Consider the following 22603-nt stretch of genomic DNA (forward strand, 5'->3'; position numbering starts at 1 on the left):
TCTGTCTCGCGGGAGAGCCCCGGTCAGGCCCTGAGCGCGGCCTCGGGCGCGGAAAACATCATCTCCACGAGGGTGCCCTCGCCGGTCCTGGCGGAAACCCGGAAGCGGCCGTGATTGGCCTCGACCAGCGCCCGCGTCAGCGGAACGCCGAGCCCCGGAGCGCCAAGCCCCGGAGCGCCGCCGCCGGAGGGCGCCGTCTCCTGCTGGGCGCCGGTCCCGGTGTCGCGGACCCGCAGCGCGATCTCGCCGCGCTCGGCCTGGGTGGTGGAGACGATCACCTGCCCGCCGGCGGAGGTCTCGCGAATGGCGCCGGCGATGGCCGCCAGCGCCGCCTGCCGCAGCGAGGGAGCGTCGGCCGTCACCGGAGCGAGATCGGCGTCGAAGCTCGTCCGCAAGAGGACGCGCCCGCTCGCGGCCTGTGGCTGGAGATGGGCGACGCAGTCCGCCACGAGATCGTTGAGCATGACCGGCCCGAAGGCGAGCTCGCGCCGGCCGGACTCGATCCGCGAGAGATCCGCGAGGTCGTCGACCAGCGCCAAGACCTGCTCGCCCGAGGAACGGATGCCCTGCACCGTGTCGCGGTAGCGCGCATCGCCCAGCGGCCCGTAGCGCTCGGCGAGGATCAGGTCGGCGGAACCGACGATGCCCGTGACAGGGGCGCGGATCTCGTCGCCGAACCGCGCGGCGAAATCCGGCTCCGCGTCCGCGGCCTTCGCCGCCGGCAGCATCGGACGCGAGGCACCGGCATCGCGCAGGACCGCGACCCGGCGCCCGTCCGGCCGCGCCGCCGTGACGGACAACAGGCGCGTCTGCGGAACGGCGCCGGGGCGGACCGAGACTTCGCGCGCGCCGATCCCGGCCCCCAGGGCGAGGGCGCGCACCGTCCCCTCGCTGTCGGCCGAGAAGAGATCGGCGAAGGCGCCTCCCACCACCTCGCGGGGCTCGCAGCCGAACAGCGCGGCGGCGGCGCGGTTCAGGGAGAGGATGCGCCCGCTCCCGTCGAGGCCGACGACCGCGTCGTCGACGGCATCGAGGGCGGCTTCCGCGTCGGCGGCGCGGGCGAGGGCGAAGCCGTCCGCCACCGCGGCGGCGGCCGTCGCGCGGGCCGTATCGGCCGGGGGCGCGGGGCGCACCAGCAGGCAATCGGCCGGCTCGCCGAGCCATACCATGCCGGCCCGCTCGATCTCCGTATCGCGGGAACCGCCGTCGCGGGTCGCCATCGCCACCGCCTGGACGGCTCCGGCATGCCGCTGCGGCGGCAACCCGTGGAACAGGCGCGACAGGCCGCCCTCCTGCTGGAGCGCGGCGAGGTCGGGAAAGCCGGCGAGGTCGAGCATCCGGCGGTTGGCATGCAGCAGGCTCTCGCCCCGGCAGATCAGCAGGCAGGCCGGGATGCCGTCGAGGACGGCGGCCGCCTCGACGGCCGGGTCCGGGACCCGCGAGGGGAACGGCGTCACCGAACCGCCCTGAAGGCCGAAGCCCGCGACGGATTCGGGCCGCGCCGAGGCAGGCTCCTCGTCGTCCCCGGCGAAGCGGGCGCCCAGCGCCTTGGCGATCTCGCGAAAGGCGGCGTGCTCGTTGACAGAGAGCGGCTCCGTCCGCTCCGGCGCCGCCGCCGTCTCCAGGCGCGGCTCGGGGTCGGGGAGGGCCGGCAGGCCCGGCGCCTCGGCATCGAGCCGAGTCGTATCGGGCGACAGTCGGGCGGCGGGGCCATCGTCCGGTAAGGGCGCCTCGGGATCCTCGGACACCGCCGCCACGGGAGCCGATGCCGAAGGAGCGGGCGACGGCGATTCCGGCAGCGAAGGGTCGGACGAGGGGCTCGACGGCTCCCCGGTATCGGTGCCGGCCGGCGGCTCGGCGATCTCGGGCACGGCGGGGGCGAGGGCGGGGAGGGCGCTTTCAGCCCCCGTCCCGGTCTCGATGGGGAGCGGCGCACGGATGGTGCCGAAGCCCGAGAATCCCTCGAAGGCGCGTCCGGGCCGCGCCAGGGGCGCCCCCGAGACGTCGAGGTTCAGCCGCCGCTCCGGGGCGGTGAGGGCGAGCCCCACGGGCACGGCGCGGAAGGTCCGTCCGGCATCGAGCGCGGCGAGCAGGACCGCCCCGTCGAGCAGCCGCCCGGAGGCCGCGAGGGAGACCCAGCCTTCACCGCCGAACGCCGCCCTCAGGGCCGCGCTCGGATGGCCGGCCCCATCGCCGAAACGGCCCTGCGCGTCGCTGCGCCAGACGAAGCGCGAGCCAGGGACGAGATCGGGCACGGGCTCCGGGGCAGGGGCGGCTGGGGGGGGCGCCTCGGCAGCCGCGCCGCCGGGCTCCGGCGCCGGCCGCCGAATCCGCGACGGGAGCGGCTTGTCGAAGGCGAGCAGCAGCACGGGCGAGCCGTCGCCGAGGCCGCCCTTCGCGACGAGGCAGGCGGCGGGGGGCGCGATCCGCCGGGAATCGAAGCGCAGCCTCAGCAGGGAGGGCGCGGTCTCGCGAAGGCCGGAGCGGGCGATCTGGGCGGTGAGTCCGAGGGATTCCGCGATTCCGCCATCCTGGCCGGCGACGGCGGCGGCAAGGGGCTTGGCCGACTCGGACGCATGCAGCACCCGGCGCGCGTCGCCCGACAGGACGAGATAGCAGCCGCCCTCCCGCGTGGCGGCGGCGAGGCGCGGATCGGCGGCCCAGGCCGCGAGCGCGGCGGCGACGGAGCGTTCCGTCCCGTCCTCGGTCCCGTCACTGGTCATGGGGTGGCGCGGCCTCGGCGAAATCGGGATGACGACCTGGGACGAGTATAGGGCGGAACCTTGTCCAGGGTTGGCACTTCAACGGGCTGTCACATGTTTACCCGATGTCAACCTTAATGCGCCGCCCCGAGACAGGGTGGCGCAGAGCGGTGGATGTGCTATTGTGCATTGCACAATGGCGAATCAGAACCATAGTGGCAGGAGACACCTCATGAGCACCCCTCCGAACTACGAAGTCCCCACCGAGATGCGCGACTTCGCCGAGAAGAGCGTCGACCAGGCCCGCAAGGCCTTCGACAGCTTCATCGGTGCCGCCCGTAAGACCGCCGACACGGTGCAGGGCTCGGCCGAGCTCGCCCGCACCAACGCCCAGGGTGCCTCCGCGCGCGGCTTCGAGTTCGCCGAGCAGAACGTGAACGCGGCCTTCGACCTCGCGCAGAAGCTCGTCCGCTCGAAGGACGTGCAGGAGGCCATGCAGCACCAGGCCGAGTTCGTGCGCAGCCAGTTCGCCGCGATCCAGGCCCAGGCCAAGGAGTTCGGCGGCCTCGCGCAGAGCGCGATGCAGCAGGGCGCCGAGCAGGCCAAGGCCGCCATCCAGGAAGGCGCCGAGACCGCCCGCAAGGCGGCCGAGCAGGGCACCGAGGCCGCTCGCAAGGCGGGAGCCGATGTCCAGGCCGCCGCCCAGCAGGCCACCCGCAAGGCGACCTCCTGAAGCCAGGTCCGCGTCCAGCCCTTCCGGGCTGGACCGCTCGAGGGATACCGGCCCGCCTCGCCTTGCGCGCGGCGGGCCGTCTCGTTTTCGCCCGCATTCGCGGAGAAGGGCGGGACCGGGTTCCGAAGCGGGGCCAGATATCCCGAAAGGACGATTCCGCCATGCGCAGTCCCACCCGAGGCGCCTCCGCCGCCGCGATGCTCGTCGCGATGCTGGTCGGCTCCGGCGCCCAGGCGCAGCCCTACGGGTATTACGAGGACCGGCCCCCGCCGGGATATTACGAGGAGCGGCCGGTCATCATCCGCCGCGCGCCGCCGCCGCGCCGGGGCGGACCGGTCGGCTACAACTGCGACGCGGTCCAGCAGGGCCTGACCGGGCCGCAGCCCTATTCCTGCCCGCTGCCCGGCCCGCGCCCCCTCGGCGCGCGCTGCTTCTGCGACATGCCCATCGCCTCGTTCAGCACGCCGCAGACGGCGGTGGGCCGGGTCATCCCCTGATCCGAGCACAAAGAAGGCCGCGCCGTCCGTTGGGGACGACGCGGCCTGCGATGGATCGGACCCGCGCGGGTCGATCAGTTCAGCACGACGACCTTCGCGCCGACCTGGACGCGGCCGTAGAGGTCGGTGACGTCGTCGTTGGTCATGCGGATGCAGCCCGAGGACACGGCCTGCCCGATGGTATCCGGCTCGTTGGAGCCGTGGATGCGGTACTCGGTGTTGCCGATATACATGGCGCGCGCGCCGAGCGGGTTCTCGACGCCGCCGGCCATGTAGCGCGGCAGGTCGGGACGGCGGGCGAGCATCGCGGCCGGCGGCGTCCACGAGGGCCACTCGCGCTTGGCCGTGATGGTCTTGGTGCCGGACCAGGTGAAGCCGGGGCGGCCGACGCCGACGCCGTAGCGCAGGGCCTCGCCGTTCGGGAGCACGAGATAGAGCCGGCGCTCGGCCGTCGACACCACGATGGTGCCGGGCTTGTAGTTGCCCTCGAACCGGACGAGCTCGCGCGGGATCGGCTGGACCTGCGCCTGGGGCGCGGCCTGCACGCCCTGGCCGAAGAGGCCGCCCGAGCCCTGCTGCTGGGCGTAGCCCTGGCTCGGCGTGCCCTGATAGCCGTAGGGCTGGTACTGCTCGGCGTAGTAGTCCTCGGCATCCGAGCCGAAGGGATCGTAAGACGACGCGGCGAAGGCGGGGGTCGCGGCGAGGACACAGACGCCGACGAAACCGGCGAGAGCGCTGGCAAGTGTCTTCATGGTGGGCCTACCTGTGCAGTAACCTTTGCCATACAAGCGTAACCGTGGGCGTTCGGTTCCATCCCCGTACGACAATTTTGGAAGGTCGCCGAATACGCTTCGGAAGTAAGGTTACGGCGTGCGCGGCCGCACGGCGGCACAATCCCGCCCGGCCGCCGCCTCAGACGATGGTGGAGGGCGGCTCGCTGGCGGCGCGCTCGGCCTCGAGGAGGACGTCGATGGGCCGCCAGGGCTTCGGGATGAACACCGCGTTCTCCGGCACTTCCGGGCGGCGCACGGCGTGGCCGGAGGTCAGCACCAGCCGGGCGCGCGGCCACAGGGTCGCGACGGCGCGGGCGAGCTGGAGCCCGTTCATCTCCCCCGCGAGCCGGACATCGGCGAAGACGAGGGCGACCTCGCCGCCGCGCGCCTGAAGCACGTCGAGGGCGGCCTCCGCGCTGTCGCAGCCGAGGACGTCGAGCTCGGTCTCGTCGAGCAGGGTCTCGGCCAGGGCCCGCACCTCGGCATCGTCCTCGACGACGAGTGCGAGGCGGGGGCAGGGGGGATCGCCGCGCGGGTCCGCGCAGGTGGGCTCGGCCCTGGCGCGGCCCGCCTCGGCGGCGGATTGGCGGACCTGCCGCACCAGGGCCGCGAGATGCTCCGGCACGCCCTCGGCCAGCAGGGAATCGTAGACCGACGCGAGGGTCTCGCCGATCTGGTCGAGGGGCACTCCGGGTGTGAGGCTCTCGACCGGCTCGCGCTGTCCATGCGCTCGATCACGCCGGGTGTCAGACAAGACTCATCCTCGCGAACATCGCCACGGGTTTCCCGCGAAGAGCGGGGGCGCGCCTGAAGAAAGTCGGGAGGAGCCGGTCAGTTGCGCCGGGAGCCGCAGATTGCGCCGCCCGCGCGCGGCTCATTCGGTCGCGGCGTCGGCATAGGCCATGATGCCGGCCACCGAGCGCACGTCGCGGTAGCGCTCGCCGCGGGTGCTCATCATCGCCTCGAACTTCTGGTGGACTTCCGCCACCGAGAGGCTCGCGGCCTTCTTGCGGCGGCCATGCGCGGCGGCGAAGAAGATCGTGCGGTTGGCCCGCGCCGGCCCCGGAAGCATCTGCGCGGCGGCGGCCTTGGGCTTGTCGGCGACCTTGGCGATGAAGTCGCCGGCATCCTCCGGGCCGAGGAAGTGGGCGAGATAGACCTCGCCGAGCGTCAGCTCGCGGCCGATGCGCAGCGCGATGCGGGCGGCGTCGCGCTTCAGCATCTCGCCGGCCATCAGGGCGGAGAGATAAGGGTCGCGGCGCAGTTCGAGGACGCGGGCCTTCTCGGCGGCATCGGCGATGGTCGGGCGGCCGTTGGCGTCGTCCGTGACGAGGGCGGCTTCCGAGGCGAGGCCGTATTTCGGGCCGAAGTCGCGCACCACGCCGAGCCAGGTCCGCTCGATGAACTGGTAGAGGCCCGTCGCCGAGGAGGTCTTGGCCTGCACGGCGGTGATGAAGCTCGATTCCTTGTCGGCCACCGCCATGAGCAGCACCGGATCGGTCTGCACGGCCTGCGCGGCGCGGACGATCTTCTGCACCAGGTGGCGACGGATCTTCATGGGCCCGAATTCGAGGATGTCGTTCGGGTCGCCGATGGAGGTCTCGGAGATCAGGTAGTCGTAGGAGACGCGGTCGACCGAGTCCGAGCCGAGATCGGTGTCGAGGTCGTGGACGGCGGAGAAGGCGGCCGAGGCCTTCAGCACGGCGGGCGGCTCGGGGAGCGAGGGCAGCTGCACCACGCCGACGCGCGGGCGAGGCATGGCGATCTCGGTGGCGGCATGGGCTGCGGGCACCGCCTGTTCGAGGCCGATCCGGGCGAGGTCGACGCCGGAGCCCAGCATCACGGCGGTGAATCCCCCGGCGAGGAGCGCCACGGAGAGGATCGAGCGGGTCAGAGCGAGGCGGCTGCCATGGTCGCGGGCGACGGTCGAGGAGACGGTGAGCGCCTCGGCCGAGACCGGGCCCGCGCCGAAGCGGCCCTTTTCGGAGGCGGGCCTCAGAGATCCGATCCTGCGAGCCTGCATGGAGGTGTCTCGAAATCCTTGACGCGCCGGGGCCGGCGCAGGACTCGATTTACCGTGACGGTTGTGGCGACAACGCGGCCGGGATGGCACGCGGAGCGGAGGTTTCCGGGCTATTTCTGGGCGAACGGCGACGCTTTCCCCGCTCCGAGCCCGTCGCGGACGCGGGCGCGCGGGAAATCCACCGCATAGCGGGCGGGATGGTGGTCGTGGCCGCTCGCCGTGAAGAGCGGGCTGTAGAATCGGTCCCCGTCCGCGAAGGCCGCGTCCCAGCGCGCGTGGAACAGCTCGGCATCCTCGGGATGGGAGACCCCGCCCGAGGCGCGGCGTGTCGCGGATTCGTGGTGGTAGAGCACGGTATGGGCGTCGTTGAGGATCTTCAGGCCGGTCCGGCCGATGCGCAGGCACAGGTCGGTGTCGTTGAAGCCCACCGCGAATCCCTCGTCGAAGCCGCCGACGGACTCGAACACGCTCGAGCGCGTCATCAGGCAGGCCGCCGTCACCGCCGAGTAGTCGCGCGTCACCAGCAGCATGCCCGTCAGGCCCCGGTTGCGCTCGTTCTTGCGGCGCCAGAACGGCACGAACTTGTGGGCGTGGTCGGCGGGACCGTTCAGGCCGATGACGACGCCCGCATGCTGGATGGTGTCGTCCGGGTAGAGCAGCGTCGCCCCCACCGCGCCGACATCGGCGCGGGCCGCGAGCGAGCGCATGCGCGAGAGCCAGCCCGGCTCGATCGCCTCGATGTCGTTGTTGGCGAAGAGGAGGAAGGGCGGCAGCGCGCCGCGCGTCGCGCGGGCATGCGCGACGGCGGCGTTGTTGATCCGCGCATAGTTGAACGGCCCCTCGAAGCGGAAGACCTCGATCCGGCCCCGATTCTCGGCGAGCCAGGCCAGGGTCTCGGGATCGTCGGACTGATGGTCGACCACCAGGATCTCGACGTCGCCGGGCTGCGTCGTCGCCAGGATCGAGTCGACGCAGCGCGAGAGCAGGTCGACGCGGTTCTTGGTCGGGATCACCACCAGCACCGGCCCGCCGGGGTCGGGGAACTCCACCTGGAAGTGGTTGAACAGCACGGCGCCCTTGGCCGTGGCGCCGGGATGCACCCGCGCGAGGTGGCGGTTGAGCGCCCCCGTCGTCGCCTCCACCACCCGGTCCTTGAGCTGGTGGCCGGCGCTCTCACCATGGGTGCGCCAGCGGTAGAGGATCGCCGGGACATGGGCGACCTTGGTGGCGCGCTCGGAGACCCGCAGCACGAAATCCACGTCGCCGGAGATGCGCATGGTCTCGTCCCAGCCGCCGACCGCGCGGGCGGTACCGATCTCCACGCAGACCATGTGCACGAAATACGGGTGGCTGAGGTAGCAGTCCCAGCTATAGGCGGGCCGGATCTGCGGGGTCATCACCTGCGAGATTTTTTCCCCGGTCAGGATCTCGTCGCAATAGATCAGCTCGGCGCCGCTCCTGGCGGCGTGGAGAAGCTGGAACACCGCGTCGGGCTCCAGCGCGTCGTCGTGGTCGAGGAAGGCCACATGCGTGCCCTTGGCCGCCGCGATGCCGGCATTGGTGCTTTTCGCGATGCCCCGGTTCTCGGCATTGGCGAGAACGGTGACGCGCGGGTCGCGTCTCGAAAACTCCTCCAGCACGCGCCGGGTCTCGGGGTTCGTCGAGGCGTCGTCGACGCAGATCAGCTCCCAGTTGCCGCACCACTGCCCGAGGACGCTCTCCAGGCATTCCGCCAGCCACTCGGGCCTGGTGTTGTAGACCGGCACGACGATGGACAGCGTGAGCCCCTCGGTGGCGCGCGTCAGGCGCCGGCCGAGCCAGTCGCGGAACGGCCCCGTGACGCGCTCGCGGCGGCCGAGCCACTTCTTCAGGGCGACGAAGAGCGTGGCGGTGCGCGGCGAGTCGTTCAGCCGCCAGGAGGTGCCGGCGAGCCGGGCATGCACCTCCACTGGACCTGCGGAGAGATCGAGGGGGAGGTCGGCGTAGAATCCCGCCCGGCCGGCGCCATGACCTTCCGCCGCCACGTCGTCGCGGTACTGATTGGCGGTGGCGCGGTGGATCACCTTGCCGCCGACGAGGAACTCCACCGTCGCGGGCTCGTCCGGCCGGTCGGGATCGAAGACCCAGCCCGTCGCCACGGTGCCGTGCAGCCCCTCGAAATAGCCGACGAAGGGCCCCTTGCGCAGCGGCCGCCCGCCGGGGATGCGCCGGACGACCGAACGGCGGGCGAGCCTCACCAGCCGCGAGAGGCTCGCGATCGTCGGGCGGCGCCGGGTCGACTTCGCCTCGCTCGGGGTCTCGGCCGGCGGTCTCGACATCGCGTCACCTCGTCTCGGGCGCCGTCTCGGGACCGTGCGGCGTCGAGGGCGGCGGCTCACCTATCGCGAAAACGCGCGCGCGCCCACCCGCCATCCCGAAAGGACGGCCATGCGGTTCTCAAGGGCTGCCGCCCGTCTCGTCGGGATCCCGCTCCCGCGAGGCGGCGCGCCGGATGCCTCGGCCGGCGAGCAGGATCTCCACCATGAACGCGCAGATCGCGCCGACGGTGCAGATCAGCGCGAAGCCGAAGCAGCCGAACAGGATCGAGGCGACCGTGGCATCGCGCAGCGCCCCGACGAAGAGGGTCAGTACCGCCGCGCCCGTGGCGACACCGCCGAGGGAGGCGAGGACCACCGCGATATCGAGGGTGATCGAGCGCAGCCGCAGGCGGGACAGGCGCCGCTCCAGCCGTTCGGCATCGGAGGGCACGGCGCCCGCCAGGCTCTCGGTGAGGTCGTCGACCTTGTCGGAGACGCGCCCGAGACGCGTCGAGAAGACGTTCATCAAGGTCGCCAGCGCCGAGAGCAGGAAGGCCGGCGCCAGCGCGACCTGGATGATATGCGCGATGCTCTCGAGGGGAGTGCCGGAATCCGTGCCGAACATGGGGCCCTTCGTTGCGCAGCACCGGGACACGCCTGATAGCGCCGGCGACGCGGCCGGCGAAGCCCGGATCCTTAGACGCCGTAATAGCCGCGATACCACTCCACGAAGGCCGGGATGCCGACGCCGATCGGCGTCTGCGGAACGGCTCCGACGAGGGCGTCGAGCAGCTCGGTGCTGGCATGGGTGCGGGCGACGTCGCCGGGCGGCAGGGGCTTCTCGATGCGCGCCGCCTTGCGGCCCAGCGCCTTCTCGAGCGCGGCGATCATCGCCTCGAGCTTTTCCGGCCGGCCGCCGCCGATATTGACGAGGCGATACGGCGCCGAGGAACTCAGCGTGTCGAAGGGGCCGATCGGGCTGCCGGCACCGGGGGAGGGCGGGGGCACCTCGGCGAGGCGCAGGATCGCGTCGACCAGATCGTCCACATAGGTGAAGTCGCGCATCGCCACGCCGCCGCCGAAGACCTCGATGGGCTCCCCCGCCAGGATCTTCCGCGTGAACAGGAACAGCGCCATGTCCGGCCGCCCCCAGGGGCCGTAGACGGTGAAGAAGCGGAACGCGGTCGTCGGGACGGCGAAGAGATGCGCGTAGGAATGCGCCATCGCCTCCATGGCGAGCTTCGAGGCGGCGTAGAGGGTGAGCGGGCTCACGGCCCGGTCGGTCTCCCGGAAGGGCAGGGCCGTGTTGCCGCCATAGGCCGAGCTGGTCGAGGCGAGCAGCAGGTGGCGGACGGGGTGGGCGCGCACCGCCTCCAGCAGATTGAAGCTGCCCGTGAGGTTGGCGTCGGCGTAGGCTTGGGGGTTCTCCAGGCTATAGCGCACCCCGGCCTGCGCCGCGAGATGGACGACGCGCTCGGGCCGGACGCGGCCGAGGAGATCGCGCAGCAGGCCCGGCGTCTCCAGGCGCCCTTCCACCGGCTCGAAGGCCGGATGCCGTTCGAGCTCGGCATGGCGCGCGCGCTTCAGCCCGATATCGTAATAGTCCGAGAAGCCGTCGAGGCCGGTGACGGCGCATCCCGCCGCCAGGAGACGCCGGCACAGGTGATAGCCGATGAACCCGGCCGAGCCGGTGACGAGCACGCGCATCCGGTGGCTTCCCTGGAGGTCTCGCCGAGAGGTCCCGCGCCCCGCCCTGCGGCGCGCGCTGGGGGCCTACACCGCGCCGCTCCGCGTCTCAAGAATAGCCGCCGCCCTCGACCGGGGCGTGGGACGATTTCCCGATCCCGGATCGATGACGGGTCGCGGGGCGGGCATTCGCGCGGGATTCGACACCGGCGCGGCCGCTCGATATCGGGTGTCGGAGCCTGCGGCATCCGCAGTCATCGTCGCAGAAGTCTGTGCGTCCCTGTGCGGAACGCATGCCGGGCTTGTTTCGCGACGCGAGAACTCCATTTATAACAGCATCATGACGAATCTGAACGCGGGCTCGGCCGATTCGGCCTCGACACCGCGATCAGGATCTCCATCCGCTTCCATTCCGCCGGGCTGCGCCGTCAGCAGTCCCGTGTGTAGTCAACGAGTCGTTGCCGACATGAACCAGCTCGTCCGCTTCTCTCAGTTCGCCGATGCCGAGAGCATCGAGGAGCCGTCCGAGGAGCTGCGCGTCCCCTTCGCGCAGTCGGGCGCCTTCGTCTGCAAGTTCATCATCGGCGAGCCGAACGACCGCGCCGTCTGCTGCGGCGCGCCGGTGCCGGACGGCAAGAGCTGGTGCGCCTTCCACCGCCGCATCGTGTTCGAGCCGAGCCGGCCCCCGCGCATCCGCTGAGCCGCAAGCCGGCGCCGCCGGCTCCCGACCTGCCCGTCCTCCCTGCCGTTTCCGGTCAGTCCTCCTCGCGCTCCTCGCCGATCGGGCTGTAGGTGCGCAGCGACCGGCCGTCCGGGAACCGGACGGAGCGGGCGTGCATCACGATGTAGCCTGCCGCGCGGGCGGCCCTGATCCTGTCGGCCGCGTCGTCGAACGGCGCCCCCGTCTCGACCATGCCGACGGGCAGATCGTAGACCGCCATCGGCGCCGAGTTCCGCGCGAGGCTGTAGCCCGGTCCTCCCGCCGTCGGGCGGCCGGGGCCATGACGCGTCGGATGAACCGCCGTGACCGCGAACCTGCGCTGCTGCGGTCGCGGCCGGGCCGCCGCGACAGCCGTCCGCGACATCCGGCGCGCCTGGCGCTGGACATGACGCCCGGACCGACCGGCGGCCCTGACCGGCCCGCCGCCAGCCACGCTCGGGCTCGAAACAGCGACAGGCGCCTTCGCCTCCTCGGCGGCGGGCTTCGCCGCCGGGGCCGCAGCAGCGCCTCGGGCGGGGGGATCGGTCCAGGTGCGCGCGGGCTGACCGGCATCCTGTGCCAGCGCGGCAGCGTCCAGGGAGAGGCCGATAAGCAGCGCGGCGGCGAGCTTCAGAGGCGAAGCGAGGGGCATGGCGGCCTCCGAATCGCCGGGGTCGGCGATGTTGGCGCCCCCGGCCGGATTCTGTTCGCAGGCTTCGGGGCAGGCGGGAATGATGAATGAAATCTATCGGATCGTCCACGAAAAGCCGGTGCCGTCGCGCACGGGTTGTCGATCGGCGGTGGATGACACCCCTGGCGCCTCGCCGGGTTTGACTAAGGCACGGCCACCGTCTTGAACGGCCTCAGGCAGCGGGCGGCCCGTATAGCGACGGGCGTCGCGAACCCGCGCCACCGGGGATCGGGGACGCGCCATGAACTTCGTGATCTGCCTCGCGGCGCTCGTCTTCCTGATGGCGATCGCCTATCGGGGCTACAGCGTCATCCTGTTCGCGCCGGTGGCGGCGCTGGGCGCGGTGCTGGTCACGGATCCCGGCGCGGTGGCGCCGATCTTCTCCGGCCTGTTCATGGAGAAGATGGTCGGCTTCCTGAAGCTGTACTTCCCCGTGTTCCTGCTCGGCGCGGTGTTCGGCAAGCTCATCGAGATCTCCGGCTTCGCGCGCTCCATCGTCGGCGCGGTGACGGGGGTGCTCGGCAAGGGGCGCTCGATCATGGCGATCGTCATCGTCGGCGCGATCCTGACCTATGGCGGCGTCTCGTTGTTCGTGGCGGTCTTCGCGGTCTACCCGTTCGCGGCGGAGCTCTTCCGGCAGAGCGACATCCCCAAGCGCCTCGTGCCCGGCACCATCGCGCTCGGCGCCTTCACCTTCACCATGGACACGCTGCCCGGCACGCCGCAGATCCAGAACATCATCCCCTCGTCCTTCTTCAAGACGGATTCCTACGCCGCCCCCATCCTCGGCATCGTCGGCTCGCTCTTCATCTTCGCCATCGGCGTGGCCTATCTCGAATGGCGCCGGCGCCGGGCGGCCGCCGCCGGCGAGGGCTACGGCGAGGGCCACGCCAACGAGCCGAAGGCCGGCGAGGAATTCGCGCCCGTCCACCCCCTGGTCGCGGTGCTGCCGCTCCTCATCGTCGGCGTCGGCAACCGGCTGCTGCTCGGCTGGATCAACGCGGTCTACGGCGAGCAGGCCTCCGTCGCCCTCAGCCCCGAGATGGCCGCCCATCCGGTGGTCGTGCAGGTGAAGGCCGTGGCCGCGATCTGGGCGGTGGAGGGCGCGCTGCTGCTCGGCATCGCCGCGACGCTGATCCTCGGCTACCGCAACATCTCGGGACGCTTCGCCGAAGGCTCGAAGGCGGCCGTGGCGGGCTCGCTTCTCGCCGGCACCAACACGGCCACCGAATACGGCTTCGGCGCGGTGATCGCGGCGCTGCCCGGTTTCAAGGCCATCTCGGACGCGCTCTCGGCCATCCCGAACCCGCTGGTCAACGAGGCGGTGACGGTGACGGTGCTCGCCGGCGTCACCGGCTCGGCCTCCGGCGGATTGTCCATCGCGCTCGCCGCCCTGTCGCAGCGCTTCATCGAGGGCGCCCAGGCCGCCGGGATCCCGATGGACGTGCTGCACCGGGTCGCCTCCATGGCGAGCGGGGGCATGGACACGCTCCCGCATAACGGCGCCGTCATCACGCTGCTGGCCGTCACCGGCCTCACGCACCGGCAGTCCTACGGCGACATCTTCGCGATCACGCTCATCAAGACCGCCGCGGTGTTCTTCGTGATCGGGTTCTACTACCTCACCGGGCTCGCCTGACGCCTACTCCGCCGGCAGGCCGTGACCGGGAGCGGCGCGCTCCCCGCCATCGGCCGGCGTCTCGCCTTCGGCGGCCTGCCGGCGCTTGAACAGGCGCATCACGACGACGAAGAACACCGGCACGAAGAACACCGCGAGCACGGTGGCCGAGATCATCCCGCCCATCACGCCCGAGCCGATGGCCTGCTGGCTCTTCGAGGCCGCCCCCGTGGCGATGGCGAGCGGCACCACGCCGAAGATGAAGGCGAGCGAGGTCATCACGATGGGCCGGAAGCGCAGGGTCGCGGCCTCCACGGTGGCCTCGACCAGCGACTTGCCCGGCTTCCAGAGGTCGCGCGCGAATTCCACGATCAGGATCGCGTTCTTGGCAGAGAGACCGATGATCGTGATGAGGCCGATCTTGAAATAGACGTCGTTGGGGATGCCGCGCAGATACACCGCCGCCACCGAGCCGACGATGCCGAGCGGGATGACGAGCATCACCGAGAGAGGGATCGACCAGCTCTCGTAGAGCGCGGCGAGGCACAGGAACACGATCAGCACCGAGAGCGCGAGCAGCAGGCTCGCCTGGCTCCCGGCCTGCTTCTCCTGCAAGGACTGGCCGCTCCAGGTGTAGCCGAACCCCTTGGGGAGCTGGCCCGAGAGCCGCTCCATCTCGGCGATGGCGTCGCCCGAGGTGTAGCCGGGGGCGGGCTCGCCGGTGATGCGCACCGACTGGTAGCCGTTGAAGCCGACGATCTGCATCGGCCCGACGCTCCATTGCAGCTCGGCGAAGGAGGACATCGGCACCATGGTGCCCTGCGCGTTCTTCACGCCGTAGTTCAGGAGGTCGGCGGCGTTGAGGCGCTGGAGCTGCTCGGACTGGACGATCACGCGCTGCATCTTGCCCCGGTTGGGGAAGTCGTTGACGTAGACCGAGCCGAGATTGACCTGGATGGTGTCGTTGATGTCGTCGTAGTTGACGCCGAGCGCCGCCGCCTTCTCGCGGTCGATGACGAGCTCGGCCTGCGGCGCGGGGGGCAGGCCCTCGACCTTCATCTTCTGGAGCACGGGGCTCTTGGTGGCGAGGGACATCAGCTGCTCCTGCGCCGCCATCAGCGCGGAATAGCCCCGCTGCGCCCGGTCCTGGAGGCGGAAGCTGAAGCCGGCCGCGTTGCCGAGATTGTCGATGGGCGGCGGCTCCTGGGCGTCGAAGATGGCGTCGCGGTAGCCGGCCATGGCCTTGTTGGTGCCGGCCACCAGCCTGGCGGCGGAGTTGTCCGCGTCACGCTCGCCCCAGGGCTTGAGCGTCACGAAGGCCTGGGAGGTCATCTGGCCCTGGCCGGAGAAGGAGAAGCCGTTGACGATGGTCACGGTGGCCACCCCCGGCTGCTTCATCAGGTGCTCCTCGAGCTTCTTCACCGCCGCCTGCGTGCGGTTGAAGGACGAGCCCGGCGGCGTCTGGATGTCGACGGTGAAGAAGCCCTGGTCCTCCAGCGGCAAGAAGCTCTCGGGCAGCCGCGCGAAGGCGTAGCCGACGCCGACCACCAGCGCGCAATAGACCAGCATCACCCGGCCGGACTTGGCGATGAAGGCCCTCACGCCGCGCCCGTAGCGCGCCGTCTCGCGGTCGACGATCCGGTTGAACCAGCCGAACACGCCGCCCTTGGCGTGGCCGTGGCCCTTTTCGATGGGCTTGAGCAGCGTCGCGCACAGCGCCGGGGTCAGAGACAGCGCCAGGAAGGCCGAGAAGGCGATGGACGTCACCATCGCGATGGAGAACTGGCGGTAGATGATGCCCACCGAGCCGGGGAAGAACGCCATCGGGATGAACACCGCGATGAGCACCAGCGTGATGCCGATGATCGCGCCGGTGATCTGGCCCATGGCCTTCTTGGTGGCCTCCTTCGGCGGCAGGCCCTCCTCGTTCATGATGCGCTCGACGTTCTCGACCACGACGATGGCGTCGTCGACGAGGATGCCGATGGCGAGCACCATGCCGAACATGGTCAGCACATTGATGGAGAAGCCGGAAAGCAGCATCACCGTGCAGGTGCCGAGCAGCGCGATGGGCACGACGATGGTCGGGATCAGCGTGTAGCGGATGTTCTGGAGGAAGACGAACATCACCACGAAGACCAGCACCACGGCCTCGATGAGCGTGTGCAGCACCTTCTCGATGGAGGCTTCCACGGCGGGCGTGATGTCGTAGGGGATGTCCCACTTCACCGTATCGGGGAAGAACTGCGCCAGCTCGTTCATCTTGGCGCGGATGGCCTTGGCCGTCTGCAAGGCGTTGCCGTCCGGCGCGAGCGTCACGGAGATGCCGGCGGCCTCGCCGCCATTGAGGCGGGTGGTGAACTTGTAGTCCTCGCCGCCGAGCTCGATCCGGGCGATGTCGCGCAGGCGCACGGTGGAGCCGTCCGGGTTGGCGCGCAGCACGATGGCGCCGAACGCCTCGGGCTGGGTCATCTGGCCCTTCACGACGATGGGGAAGTTGACCGCGTTCGAGGATGGGCTCGGTTGGGCGCCCACCGCCCCCGACGCGATCTGGACGTTCTGGTCCTGGATCGCCTTGGTGACGTCGGCGGCATTGAGGGAGAGCCCGCGCAGCTTGTCCGGGTCGATCCAGACGCGAAGGCTGCGCTCGGTGGAATAGAGCGTGGCGCGGCCGACGCCGGGGATGCGGCGGATCTCGTTGATGACGTTGCGGATCAGGAAGTCGCCGAGCGCGACCTCGTCCATGGAGCCGTCCGTGGACACGAGCGTGATGATGTTGAGGGTGGCGGCCGACGCCTCCTCCACCAGGATGCCCTGCTGGCGCACCTCCGCCGGAAGCCGCGCCTCCACGCGCTTGAGGCGGTTCTGCACCTCCACGCCCGCGTAGCCCGGATCGGTGCCGGGCTTGAAGCTTGCCGTGATCTCGACCACCCCGAAGGAATCGCTCGCGGATTCGAAGCTCTGGATGTTGGCGGCACCGTTCAGCTCGTCCTCGATGAGCCTCGTGGTGCCCGTGTAGAGGTTCTCCACCGAGGCGCCCGGATAGGCCGTCGAGAGCGCGATCGAGGGCGGCGCGATCACAGGGTACTGCGCGATCGGCAGTTGCGGGATCGTCAGCGCGCCGCCCAGGCAGATGAACAGCGCGACGACCCAGGCGAAGATCGGCCGGTCGATGAAGAAGCGGGCCATGGGAAGGGTGTCTCCGGTCCCGGTCCGCGGCGGCTCCCTGAGAAGCGCGGCCGGCGGCCTTCGATAGCGATGATGTTTCAGGAGCCTGCGGCCGGCTCCCGACCTGGGATCCGAGGCGCGGCCGGGATGCGCTACCTCGGCTGCGGAGCCGGCGCGTCGGCCTTCTCGTCGGTGTCGTGCGGCTTGAGCGCGGCCTGTTCGGCGGGCGGGGTCGGTGCGTTCGCCTTCACCGCCATCCCGGCGCTGATTTTCTGGAAGCCCTCGACCACGACCCGCTCGCCGGCCTTCAACCCGTCGCGGATCAGCCAGTTCGTCCCGACCACCGGCCCGACCTCGACGGGCTGGAGCATGACCTTGTCGTCGGGGCCGACCACCCAGACCTCGGCCTTGCCGTCGTTGGTGCGCTGGATCGCCTGCTGGGGCACGGCGATGGCGTCGGAATCGATGCCCTGCTTGATCCGGGCGCGCACATACATGCCGGGGAAGAGCTCGTCATGCGGGTTCGGGAACTGGACGCGCAGCGTCACCTGGCCGGTGCTCGGGTCGGCGGTGACGTCGGAGAAGAGCAGCCGGCCGGCCAGCGGATAGAGCGTGCCGTCGTCCATGATGAGATGGGCGTTGGCCGCGTCGTTCTCGAGCCGCGCCAGCTCGCCGCTGGCGAGGTCCCGGCGCAGCTTGTTCAGCTCGCCGACCGACTGGGTGATGTCGACATAGATCGGGTCGAGCTGCTGGATGGTGGCGAGAACCTGCGCGCCGCCCTGCTCGATCAAGGTTCCCTCGGTGAGCAGGGCCCGGCCGATGCGGCCGGTGATCGGGGCGCGCACATCCGTCCAGGACAGGTTGAGCTTCGCCCGGTCGCGGGTGGCCTTGGCGCCGAGCACCTCGGCGGCGGCCTGCTTGCGGGCTGCGTCGGCGGCGTCGAACTGGGCCTGGCTCGCGGTGGCGCGCGAGAGCAGCGTCTCCAGGCGCTCGGCCTGCTGGTTGGCGAGCACCAGGGCGGCCTCCGTCCGCGCGAGCGCGGCCTCGGCGCTGGCGAGCTCGACCTCGTAGAGCGCCGGGTCGATCTTGTAGAGGATGTCGCCCTCCTTGACCGTGCTGCCCTGCTCGAACAGCCGCCTCACCACGAGGCCCGAGACGCGGGCGCGCACCTCGGCGATGCGCATCGGCGCCACGCGGCCGGGCAGGTCGCGCACATAGGGAATCGGCTGCGGCGCCACGGTGACGACGCCGACCTCGGGAGGGGGGCCGGGCAGGGGGGCGGATGCCTGCTTCTGGTTGCAGGCCGAGAGCGCGGCAAGCGCAAGGCCGCCGACGAGCGCGCCGGAAAGGCTCGCGGCCGCGCGAAGGGGTCGGCGAGCGGGGCGGGGAGGCGTCACGGTCACTGGCTCCTGCGGGTGTCGGGCATGCGGGATATGGATCACGCCGGTATCGGCGATGCGACGGGCTCGGGCCGCTTGGAGAGCATCCGAGTTTGACATGGGGGAGGCGGGGGCGCGCTCGGGCGGCGTCCGGACAGCGCAGATTCGCAACCGTCAGAGACGCGCCGCCCCCCGCGAGACAGCGCGCCGCGAGGCGATGTCTCACGCTCTCGCGGCCACGGCCTTCGGTCGGGCGCCCCGGATCAGGCGGTTTTGGGGGGCCGCTCGGGCAGAGCCGAGCCGACGGGTGGCGGAGGATCGCTGGCCACCGCCGTCAGGCCGGCCGCGACGGGCAGGCGCAGGGGCAACGGCAGATCCGGGCCGAGTTCGCGGCCGTCGCCGGGAGGCAGATCCGCATCCGCCTGCGAGGCGGAGGACAGCGCGAACCGCGCCGTCACCGTGGCCGGAGGGGCGGCCTTCATCGAGACGATGCCGGGCCCACGGGACGGGGGCATCGGCACGGACTCGTCGGGAAGGGCCGAAAGGAAGACGAGCAGCAGCGCGATCGACGCGGCCGTCAGGCCACGCCCCGCCGCGCGGGCGGCGACCAGGGCGCGCAGGAAACCGGGGGCGCCCGAAAGGCGCCGTATCGTCGAAATGCGGGTCACGAACCCTGATCTTGGGGGCTTGCGGCCAAGTCTGCAACCGCCTGCGACATCCTGCGCAGGCGCCGCGCCCGTCGAGGACGGCCGCTCGCCGCCGCCGGCGTTGCGCGAATCCCACAGGGGCGCCCGTCCGTCGCGCGGCACGGTTGACCGACCATACCGGCGCCGCGAACGCCGCCCAGGGCTGTTCCGCACGATCGAACGACCCCTCCCGACCCGACGGAAAGGAAGAGCCCGATGCCGAAGCCCGGTTTCCTCGTGAAGACCGCCACCGCCGCCGTCCTGGCGATCTGCGGGGTCGGCGGTGGCGCGGCGACGGCCAATCCCCTCGACAGCGGGCCGCTCGCCGACTTCCTGAACGTCTTCCGCGGCCAAGCGATCCCGCGCGAGACGGTGGCCTGGAAGGGCGCCGAGAAGCCCGGCACCATCGTCGTCTCCACACGCCAGCGCCGTCTCTACTACGTACTCGGCGGCGGCGAGGCGATCCGCTACGGCGTCGGCGTCGGCCGCCAGGGCTTCTCCTGGTCCGGCGTGAAGACCGTGACCATGAAGAAGGAATGGCCCGCCTGGCGGCCCCCGGCGCAGATGCTCGCCCGCCGCCCGGACCTGCCCCGCTTCATGGCCGGCGGACAGGACAACCCGCTCGGCGCCCGCGCGCTCTATCTCGGCTCCTCGCTCTACCGCATCCACGGCTCCAACGAGCCCGAGACCATGGGCGCGGCGGTGTCCTCGGGCTGCATCCGCATGACCAACAAGGACGTCGTCGATCTCTACGACCGCGCCCGCGTCGGCACGAAGGTCGTCGTGCGCGACTGACGGGACGGCCGGAGGACGGTTCCGGGTTCGACGGCGGCGCGTGGCCGGGCTATGGCAGCGCCCGGTTCGTGCGGCGCAAGCCCGCGCGGGCACCGGCGGACCCGTGATTTCCATGATCGACAGTTTCGACCCCGGCCTCGTGGCCGGCCTTTTCGCGGTGGCGACGGTGGCGGGCTGCGTCGACGCCATCGCCGGCGGCGGCGGCCTGATCACGCTGCCCGCCCTGATCCTGGCCGGGCTCGACCCCGTCAGCGCCATCGCGACGAACAAGCTCCAGGGCAGCGCCGGCTCGACCTCCGCCACCATCGCCTTCGCACGGCGCGGCCTGATCCACTGGCCGGAAGCCTGGCGGATCGCGCTCGCCGCCGGCCTCGCCTCGATGCTAGGCGCCCTCTGCGTGAGCCTGACGCCGCGCTCCGTGCTCGATGCCGGCGTGCCGATCCTGCTCGTCGGCATCGCGCTCTACTTCGCCTTCGCCCGGCGGATGCACAATGAGGACGCGGCGGCGCGCATCACGCCGCTGGCCTTCTCGCTCAGCGTGGCGCCCCTCGTCGGCTTCTACGACGGCGTCTTCGGGCCCGGAGCGGGGGCCTTCTACATGGTGGGATTCGTGACGCTGCTGGGTCTCGGGGTCGTGCGGGCCACCGCCCACACCAAGCTCGCCAACGCCGCGAGCAACCTCGGCAGCCTCGCGCTGTTCGCCGCCTCAGGGCACGTCGCCTGGATCATCGGGCTCGCCATGGCGGCCGGCGCCTTCCTCGGCGCCCAGATCGGCTCGGCCCTGGCGGTGCGGCTCGGCGCCCGGCTGATCCGGCCGCTCCTCGTCACCATCGCCTGCGCCATGGCGATCCGCCTGCTCGCGAACCCGGAGAATCCGCTCCGGGTGGCGGTGCTGGGCCTGTTTTGAAACGGGCGCCGCGGTTTTCCGCGACGCCACGGACCGGCAAGCCCTATTTCGGCATGAAGGCCCAGTAGTCGAGATCGAGGATCACGCTCGGGTCGTAGCCCTCGCCCTGCCGGTCGGGATGGTTCGCGCAGGGCTGGTTCTTGGTGGCGACGGTGCGCAGGCGCAGCAGGCCGACATCGTTGCGCCCCGCGAGGTCGGCCGTCTCCAGCACCTCGCTCCAGGCATAGACCGTGTCGCCGGCAAACAGCGGCGCCACATGCCGGCCGGCATTGATGCCGGCGATGGAGAAGGCGTTGGCGAGCCCGTTGAAGCTCAGCGCCCGCGCCAGCGAGATGACGTGTCCGCCATAGATCAGGCGCCGGCCGAACTTGGTGTCGCGGGTGGCGAGCGCGTCGAAATGCACCTTGGCGGTGTTCTGGTAGAGGCGCGTCGCGATCTGGTGCTCGGCCTCCTCGACGGTCATGCCGTCGACATGGTCGATCTTCTCGCCGGCCGCGTAATCGCCGAAGCGGTGCGGGCTGCCGGCGAGGTCGTTGTCGTAGGCCGAGACGTCGAGGAGGGGCAGGGCGCCGGCGAGGTCGGCCGGGTCCACGACCTTGGCGAAGCTGGGGACGTGCTCCTGCGCGATCTTCGCCTCGGGGTCGCGCTTGCGCACCAGCACCCAGCGGCAATAGCTGAGCACCGTCTCGCCCTTCTCGTCCGAGCCCACGGAGCGGACGTAAACGACGCCCGTCTGGCGGTTGGAGCTCTCCTTGAGCCCGATCACCTCGGAGACCGTGGAGAGCGTCTCGCCCGGATAGACCGGCCGGCGGAAGCCGCCCTCGGCATAGCCGAGATTGGCCAACGCGTTCAGCGAGATGTCCGGCACCGTCTTGCCGAAGACGACGTGGAAGGTCAGCAGGTCGTCCAGCGGGCTCCTCGGATAGCCGATGGCGCGGGCGAAGGCGTCTGACGACTGCACCGCGAAGCGCGGGCCGTAGAGCGCCGTATAGAGGGCGACGTCCCCGCTCGTGACCGTGCGCGGGGTCGCGTGGCGGATGGTCTCGCCGAGGCGGTAATCCTCGAAGAAGCGGCCGGGATTGGTCTTCATGAGCGGGCTGGGTCCGTCGAAATGCACCCGCGCCGCCGGCAGGCGGGCAGGCTGAGGCCGCGATCGGGGGCTGTGGTCAGCCGGAGATGCCGTAGGTCTGCACCGGCACGAACTCGTGCAGCAAGCGGCTGATGAACAGCAGCAGCAGGATCAGGATGATCGGCGAGATGTCGACGCCGCCGAGATTCGGCAGGAGGTTGCGGATCGGCCGCAGGAGGGGCTCGGTCACGCGGTAGAGGAACTCGCCGATCTGGGAGACGATCGGGTTGCGCACGTTGACCACGTTGAAGGCCACGAGCCAGCTCAGAACGGCGCTGGCGATGAGGATGTAGACCAGGATCTGAACGATCGTATCGAAGAGCCAGAGGAGAGCATACATGCGCGGTGTTCGAACTCCTCGCCGCCCCGCGGAACGACCCGCCGAGGCGTATCCGCCGGGCTTGCGGCAAACGGCAATTGACAGTCTCGGGCAGCCAAGCCTACAAGGCCGGCGCCTCGACGGGGCTGTAGCTCAGATGGGAGAGCGCCGCAATCGCACTGCGGAGGTCAGGGGTTCGAATCCCCTCAGCTCCACCAGGCCGTCCTCAGAAACCGAGGGGCCGGTGGTCGCCAGGAATAATCGTTTGATTTCGGTGGTTTAGACGAGGCGCCCAGCACGCGGGACGGTCTCCGCCGGTTGCTGCGCCGCAACCGGGGCCGGATCCGGCCTTCGTCTCAACGGCCCCCGAACCTGTTTCCGCGGATGCGCCGCGCCGCAACGCACAATCCGATGCGACGCGCTCGGCGCGGCGGCATTTCCTGCATCGACGATGCCGGGCGGTTCGGGACTGAGGGAATCGGTTCGGAATCGGCAGTACC

General features: G+C 71.0%; 19 protein-coding genes and 1 tRNA gene. 7 read left to right on the forward strand and 13 right to left on the reverse strand.

All coding sequences use genetic code 11. The annotated features are described in order from the left end of the window. Positions 1-23 precede the first annotated feature (23 nt). On the reverse strand, positions 24-2723 hold the full coding sequence (locus ACP56T_RS17225; protein WP_430913374.1) for a sensor histidine kinase: 2700 nt from the start codon (positions 2721-2723) through the stop codon (positions 24-26). A 211-nt stretch (positions 2724-2934) separates the two neighbouring features. Here ACP56T_RS17225 and ACP56T_RS17230 point away from each other — a divergent pair, with 211 nt between their 5' ends. Further along, positions 2935-3435 carry a phasin gene (locus ACP56T_RS17230; protein ID WP_430913375.1) on the forward strand — a complete coding sequence of 167 codons (501 nt, stop codon included), beginning with the start codon at positions 2935-2937 and terminating at the stop codon, positions 3433-3435. Positions 3436-3596: 161 nt separating this feature from the next. After that, positions 3597-3932 carry a hypothetical protein gene (locus ACP56T_RS17235; protein ID WP_430913376.1) on the forward strand — a complete coding sequence of 112 codons (336 nt, stop codon included), beginning with the start codon at positions 3597-3599 and terminating at the stop codon, positions 3930-3932. Between the two features lie 74 nt (positions 3933-4006). Here the strand turns inward: ACP56T_RS17235 and ACP56T_RS17240 are convergent, their stop codons facing one another. From ACP56T_RS17240 to ACP56T_RS17265, 6 genes are all read right to left on the reverse strand, one after another. Beyond that, positions 4007-4684, reverse strand: a complete 678-nt coding sequence (locus tag ACP56T_RS17240) for a L,D-transpeptidase (protein WP_430913377.1) — start codon at positions 4682-4684, stop codon at positions 4007-4009. Between the two features lie 160 nt (positions 4685-4844). After that, the gene (locus ACP56T_RS17245) at positions 4845-5393 is read right to left on the reverse strand and encodes a response regulator (protein ID WP_430913402.1); all 549 of its coding nucleotides are present in this window, start codon (positions 5391-5393) and stop codon (positions 4845-4847) included. Positions 5394-5579: 186 nt separating this feature from the next. After that, entirely contained in the window at positions 5580-6728 is a 1149-nt protein-coding gene (locus tag ACP56T_RS17250; RefSeq protein ID WP_430913378.1) for a transglycosylase SLT domain-containing protein, read from the reverse strand. A gap of 110 nt (positions 6729-6838) precedes the next feature. Further along, entirely contained in the window at positions 6839-9046 is a 2208-nt protein-coding gene (locus ACP56T_RS17255) for a glycosyltransferase family 2 protein (RefSeq protein ID WP_430913379.1), read from the reverse strand. A 118-nt stretch (positions 9047-9164) separates the two neighbouring features. Continuing rightward, a complete protein-coding gene (locus ACP56T_RS17260) occupies positions 9165-9650 on the reverse strand; it encodes a DUF2721 domain-containing protein (RefSeq protein WP_430913380.1) in 486 nt (161 codons plus the stop codon). Between the two features lie 71 nt (positions 9651-9721). Next, positions 9722-10732: an NAD-dependent epimerase/dehydratase family protein gene (locus ACP56T_RS17265; RefSeq protein ID WP_430913381.1), complete on the reverse strand. Its 1011-nt coding sequence runs from the start codon at positions 10730-10732 to the stop codon at positions 9722-9724. 445 nt (positions 10733-11177) lie between these two features. Between ACP56T_RS17265 and ACP56T_RS17270 the strand changes: the two genes are divergently transcribed. Further along, positions 11178-11411, forward strand: a complete 234-nt coding sequence (locus ACP56T_RS17270) for a hypothetical protein (protein WP_430913383.1) — start codon at positions 11178-11180, stop codon at positions 11409-11411. Between the two features lie 55 nt (positions 11412-11466). Here ACP56T_RS17270 and ACP56T_RS17275 read toward each other — a convergent pair whose 3' ends face one another. Then, complete coding sequence (locus tag ACP56T_RS17275) at positions 11467-12063, reverse strand: hypothetical protein (RefSeq protein ID WP_430913384.1); 597 nt, start codon at positions 12061-12063, stop codon at positions 11467-11469. A gap of 280 nt (positions 12064-12343) precedes the next feature. On the opposite strand from ACP56T_RS17275, the gene ACP56T_RS17280 reads away from it, so the two are divergent. After that, the gene (locus ACP56T_RS17280) at positions 12344-13741 is read left to right on the forward strand and encodes a GntP family permease (protein ID WP_430913385.1); all 1398 of its coding nucleotides are present in this window, start codon (positions 12344-12346) and stop codon (positions 13739-13741) included. Positions 13742-13744: 3 nt separating this feature from the next. Here the strand turns inward: ACP56T_RS17280 and ACP56T_RS17285 are convergent, their stop codons facing one another. The 3 genes from ACP56T_RS17285 to ACP56T_RS17295 all read right to left on the reverse strand — a co-directional run bounded on the left by ACP56T_RS17285 (position 13745) and on the right by ACP56T_RS17295 (position 18935). Then, a complete protein-coding gene (locus tag ACP56T_RS17285; RefSeq protein WP_430913386.1) occupies positions 13745-16909 on the reverse strand; it encodes a multidrug efflux RND transporter permease subunit in 3165 nt (1054 codons plus the stop codon). A gap of 131 nt (positions 16910-17040) precedes the next feature. Next, a complete protein-coding gene (locus ACP56T_RS17290) occupies positions 17041-18291 on the reverse strand; it encodes an efflux RND transporter periplasmic adaptor subunit (RefSeq protein ID WP_430913387.1) in 1251 nt (416 codons plus the stop codon). A gap of 239 nt (positions 18292-18530) precedes the next feature. After that, positions 18531-18935: a hypothetical protein gene (locus ACP56T_RS17295; RefSeq protein ID WP_430913388.1), complete on the reverse strand. Its 405-nt coding sequence runs from the start codon at positions 18933-18935 to the stop codon at positions 18531-18533. 234 nt (positions 18936-19169) lie between these two features. Here ACP56T_RS17295 and ACP56T_RS17300 point away from each other — a divergent pair, with 234 nt between their 5' ends. Both ACP56T_RS17300 and ACP56T_RS17305 read left to right on the forward strand, forming a co-directional pair. Then, positions 19170-19748, forward strand: coding sequence for a L,D-transpeptidase (locus tag ACP56T_RS17300; RefSeq protein WP_430913389.1), 579 nt, complete (start codon positions 19170-19172; stop codon positions 19746-19748). Positions 19749-19860: 112 nt separating this feature from the next. Further along, a complete protein-coding gene (locus tag ACP56T_RS17305) occupies positions 19861-20655 on the forward strand; it encodes a TSUP family transporter (RefSeq protein ID WP_430913390.1) in 795 nt (264 codons plus the stop codon). A 43-nt stretch (positions 20656-20698) separates the two neighbouring features. On the opposite strand, the gene ACP56T_RS17310 is transcribed toward ACP56T_RS17305, so the two are convergent. Then, on the reverse strand, positions 20699-21745 hold the full coding sequence (locus ACP56T_RS17310; protein ID WP_430913391.1) for a MaoC family dehydratase: 1047 nt from the start codon (positions 21743-21745) through the stop codon (positions 20699-20701). A gap of 76 nt (positions 21746-21821) precedes the next feature. Continuing rightward, positions 21822-22124, reverse strand: a complete 303-nt coding sequence (locus tag ACP56T_RS17315; RefSeq protein WP_430913392.1) for a YggT family protein — start codon at positions 22122-22124, stop codon at positions 21822-21824. Positions 22125-22245: 121 nt separating this feature from the next. On the opposite strand from ACP56T_RS17315, the gene ACP56T_RS17320 reads away from it, so the two are divergent. Beyond that, a tRNA-Ala gene (locus ACP56T_RS17320) sits at positions 22246-22321 on the forward strand. Positions 22322-22603 lie beyond the last annotated feature (282 nt).

The sequence above is a fragment of the Methylobacterium endophyticum genome (assembly GCF_050591105.1).
Lineage (GTDB): Bacteria > Pseudomonadota > Alphaproteobacteria > Rhizobiales > Beijerinckiaceae > Methylobacterium.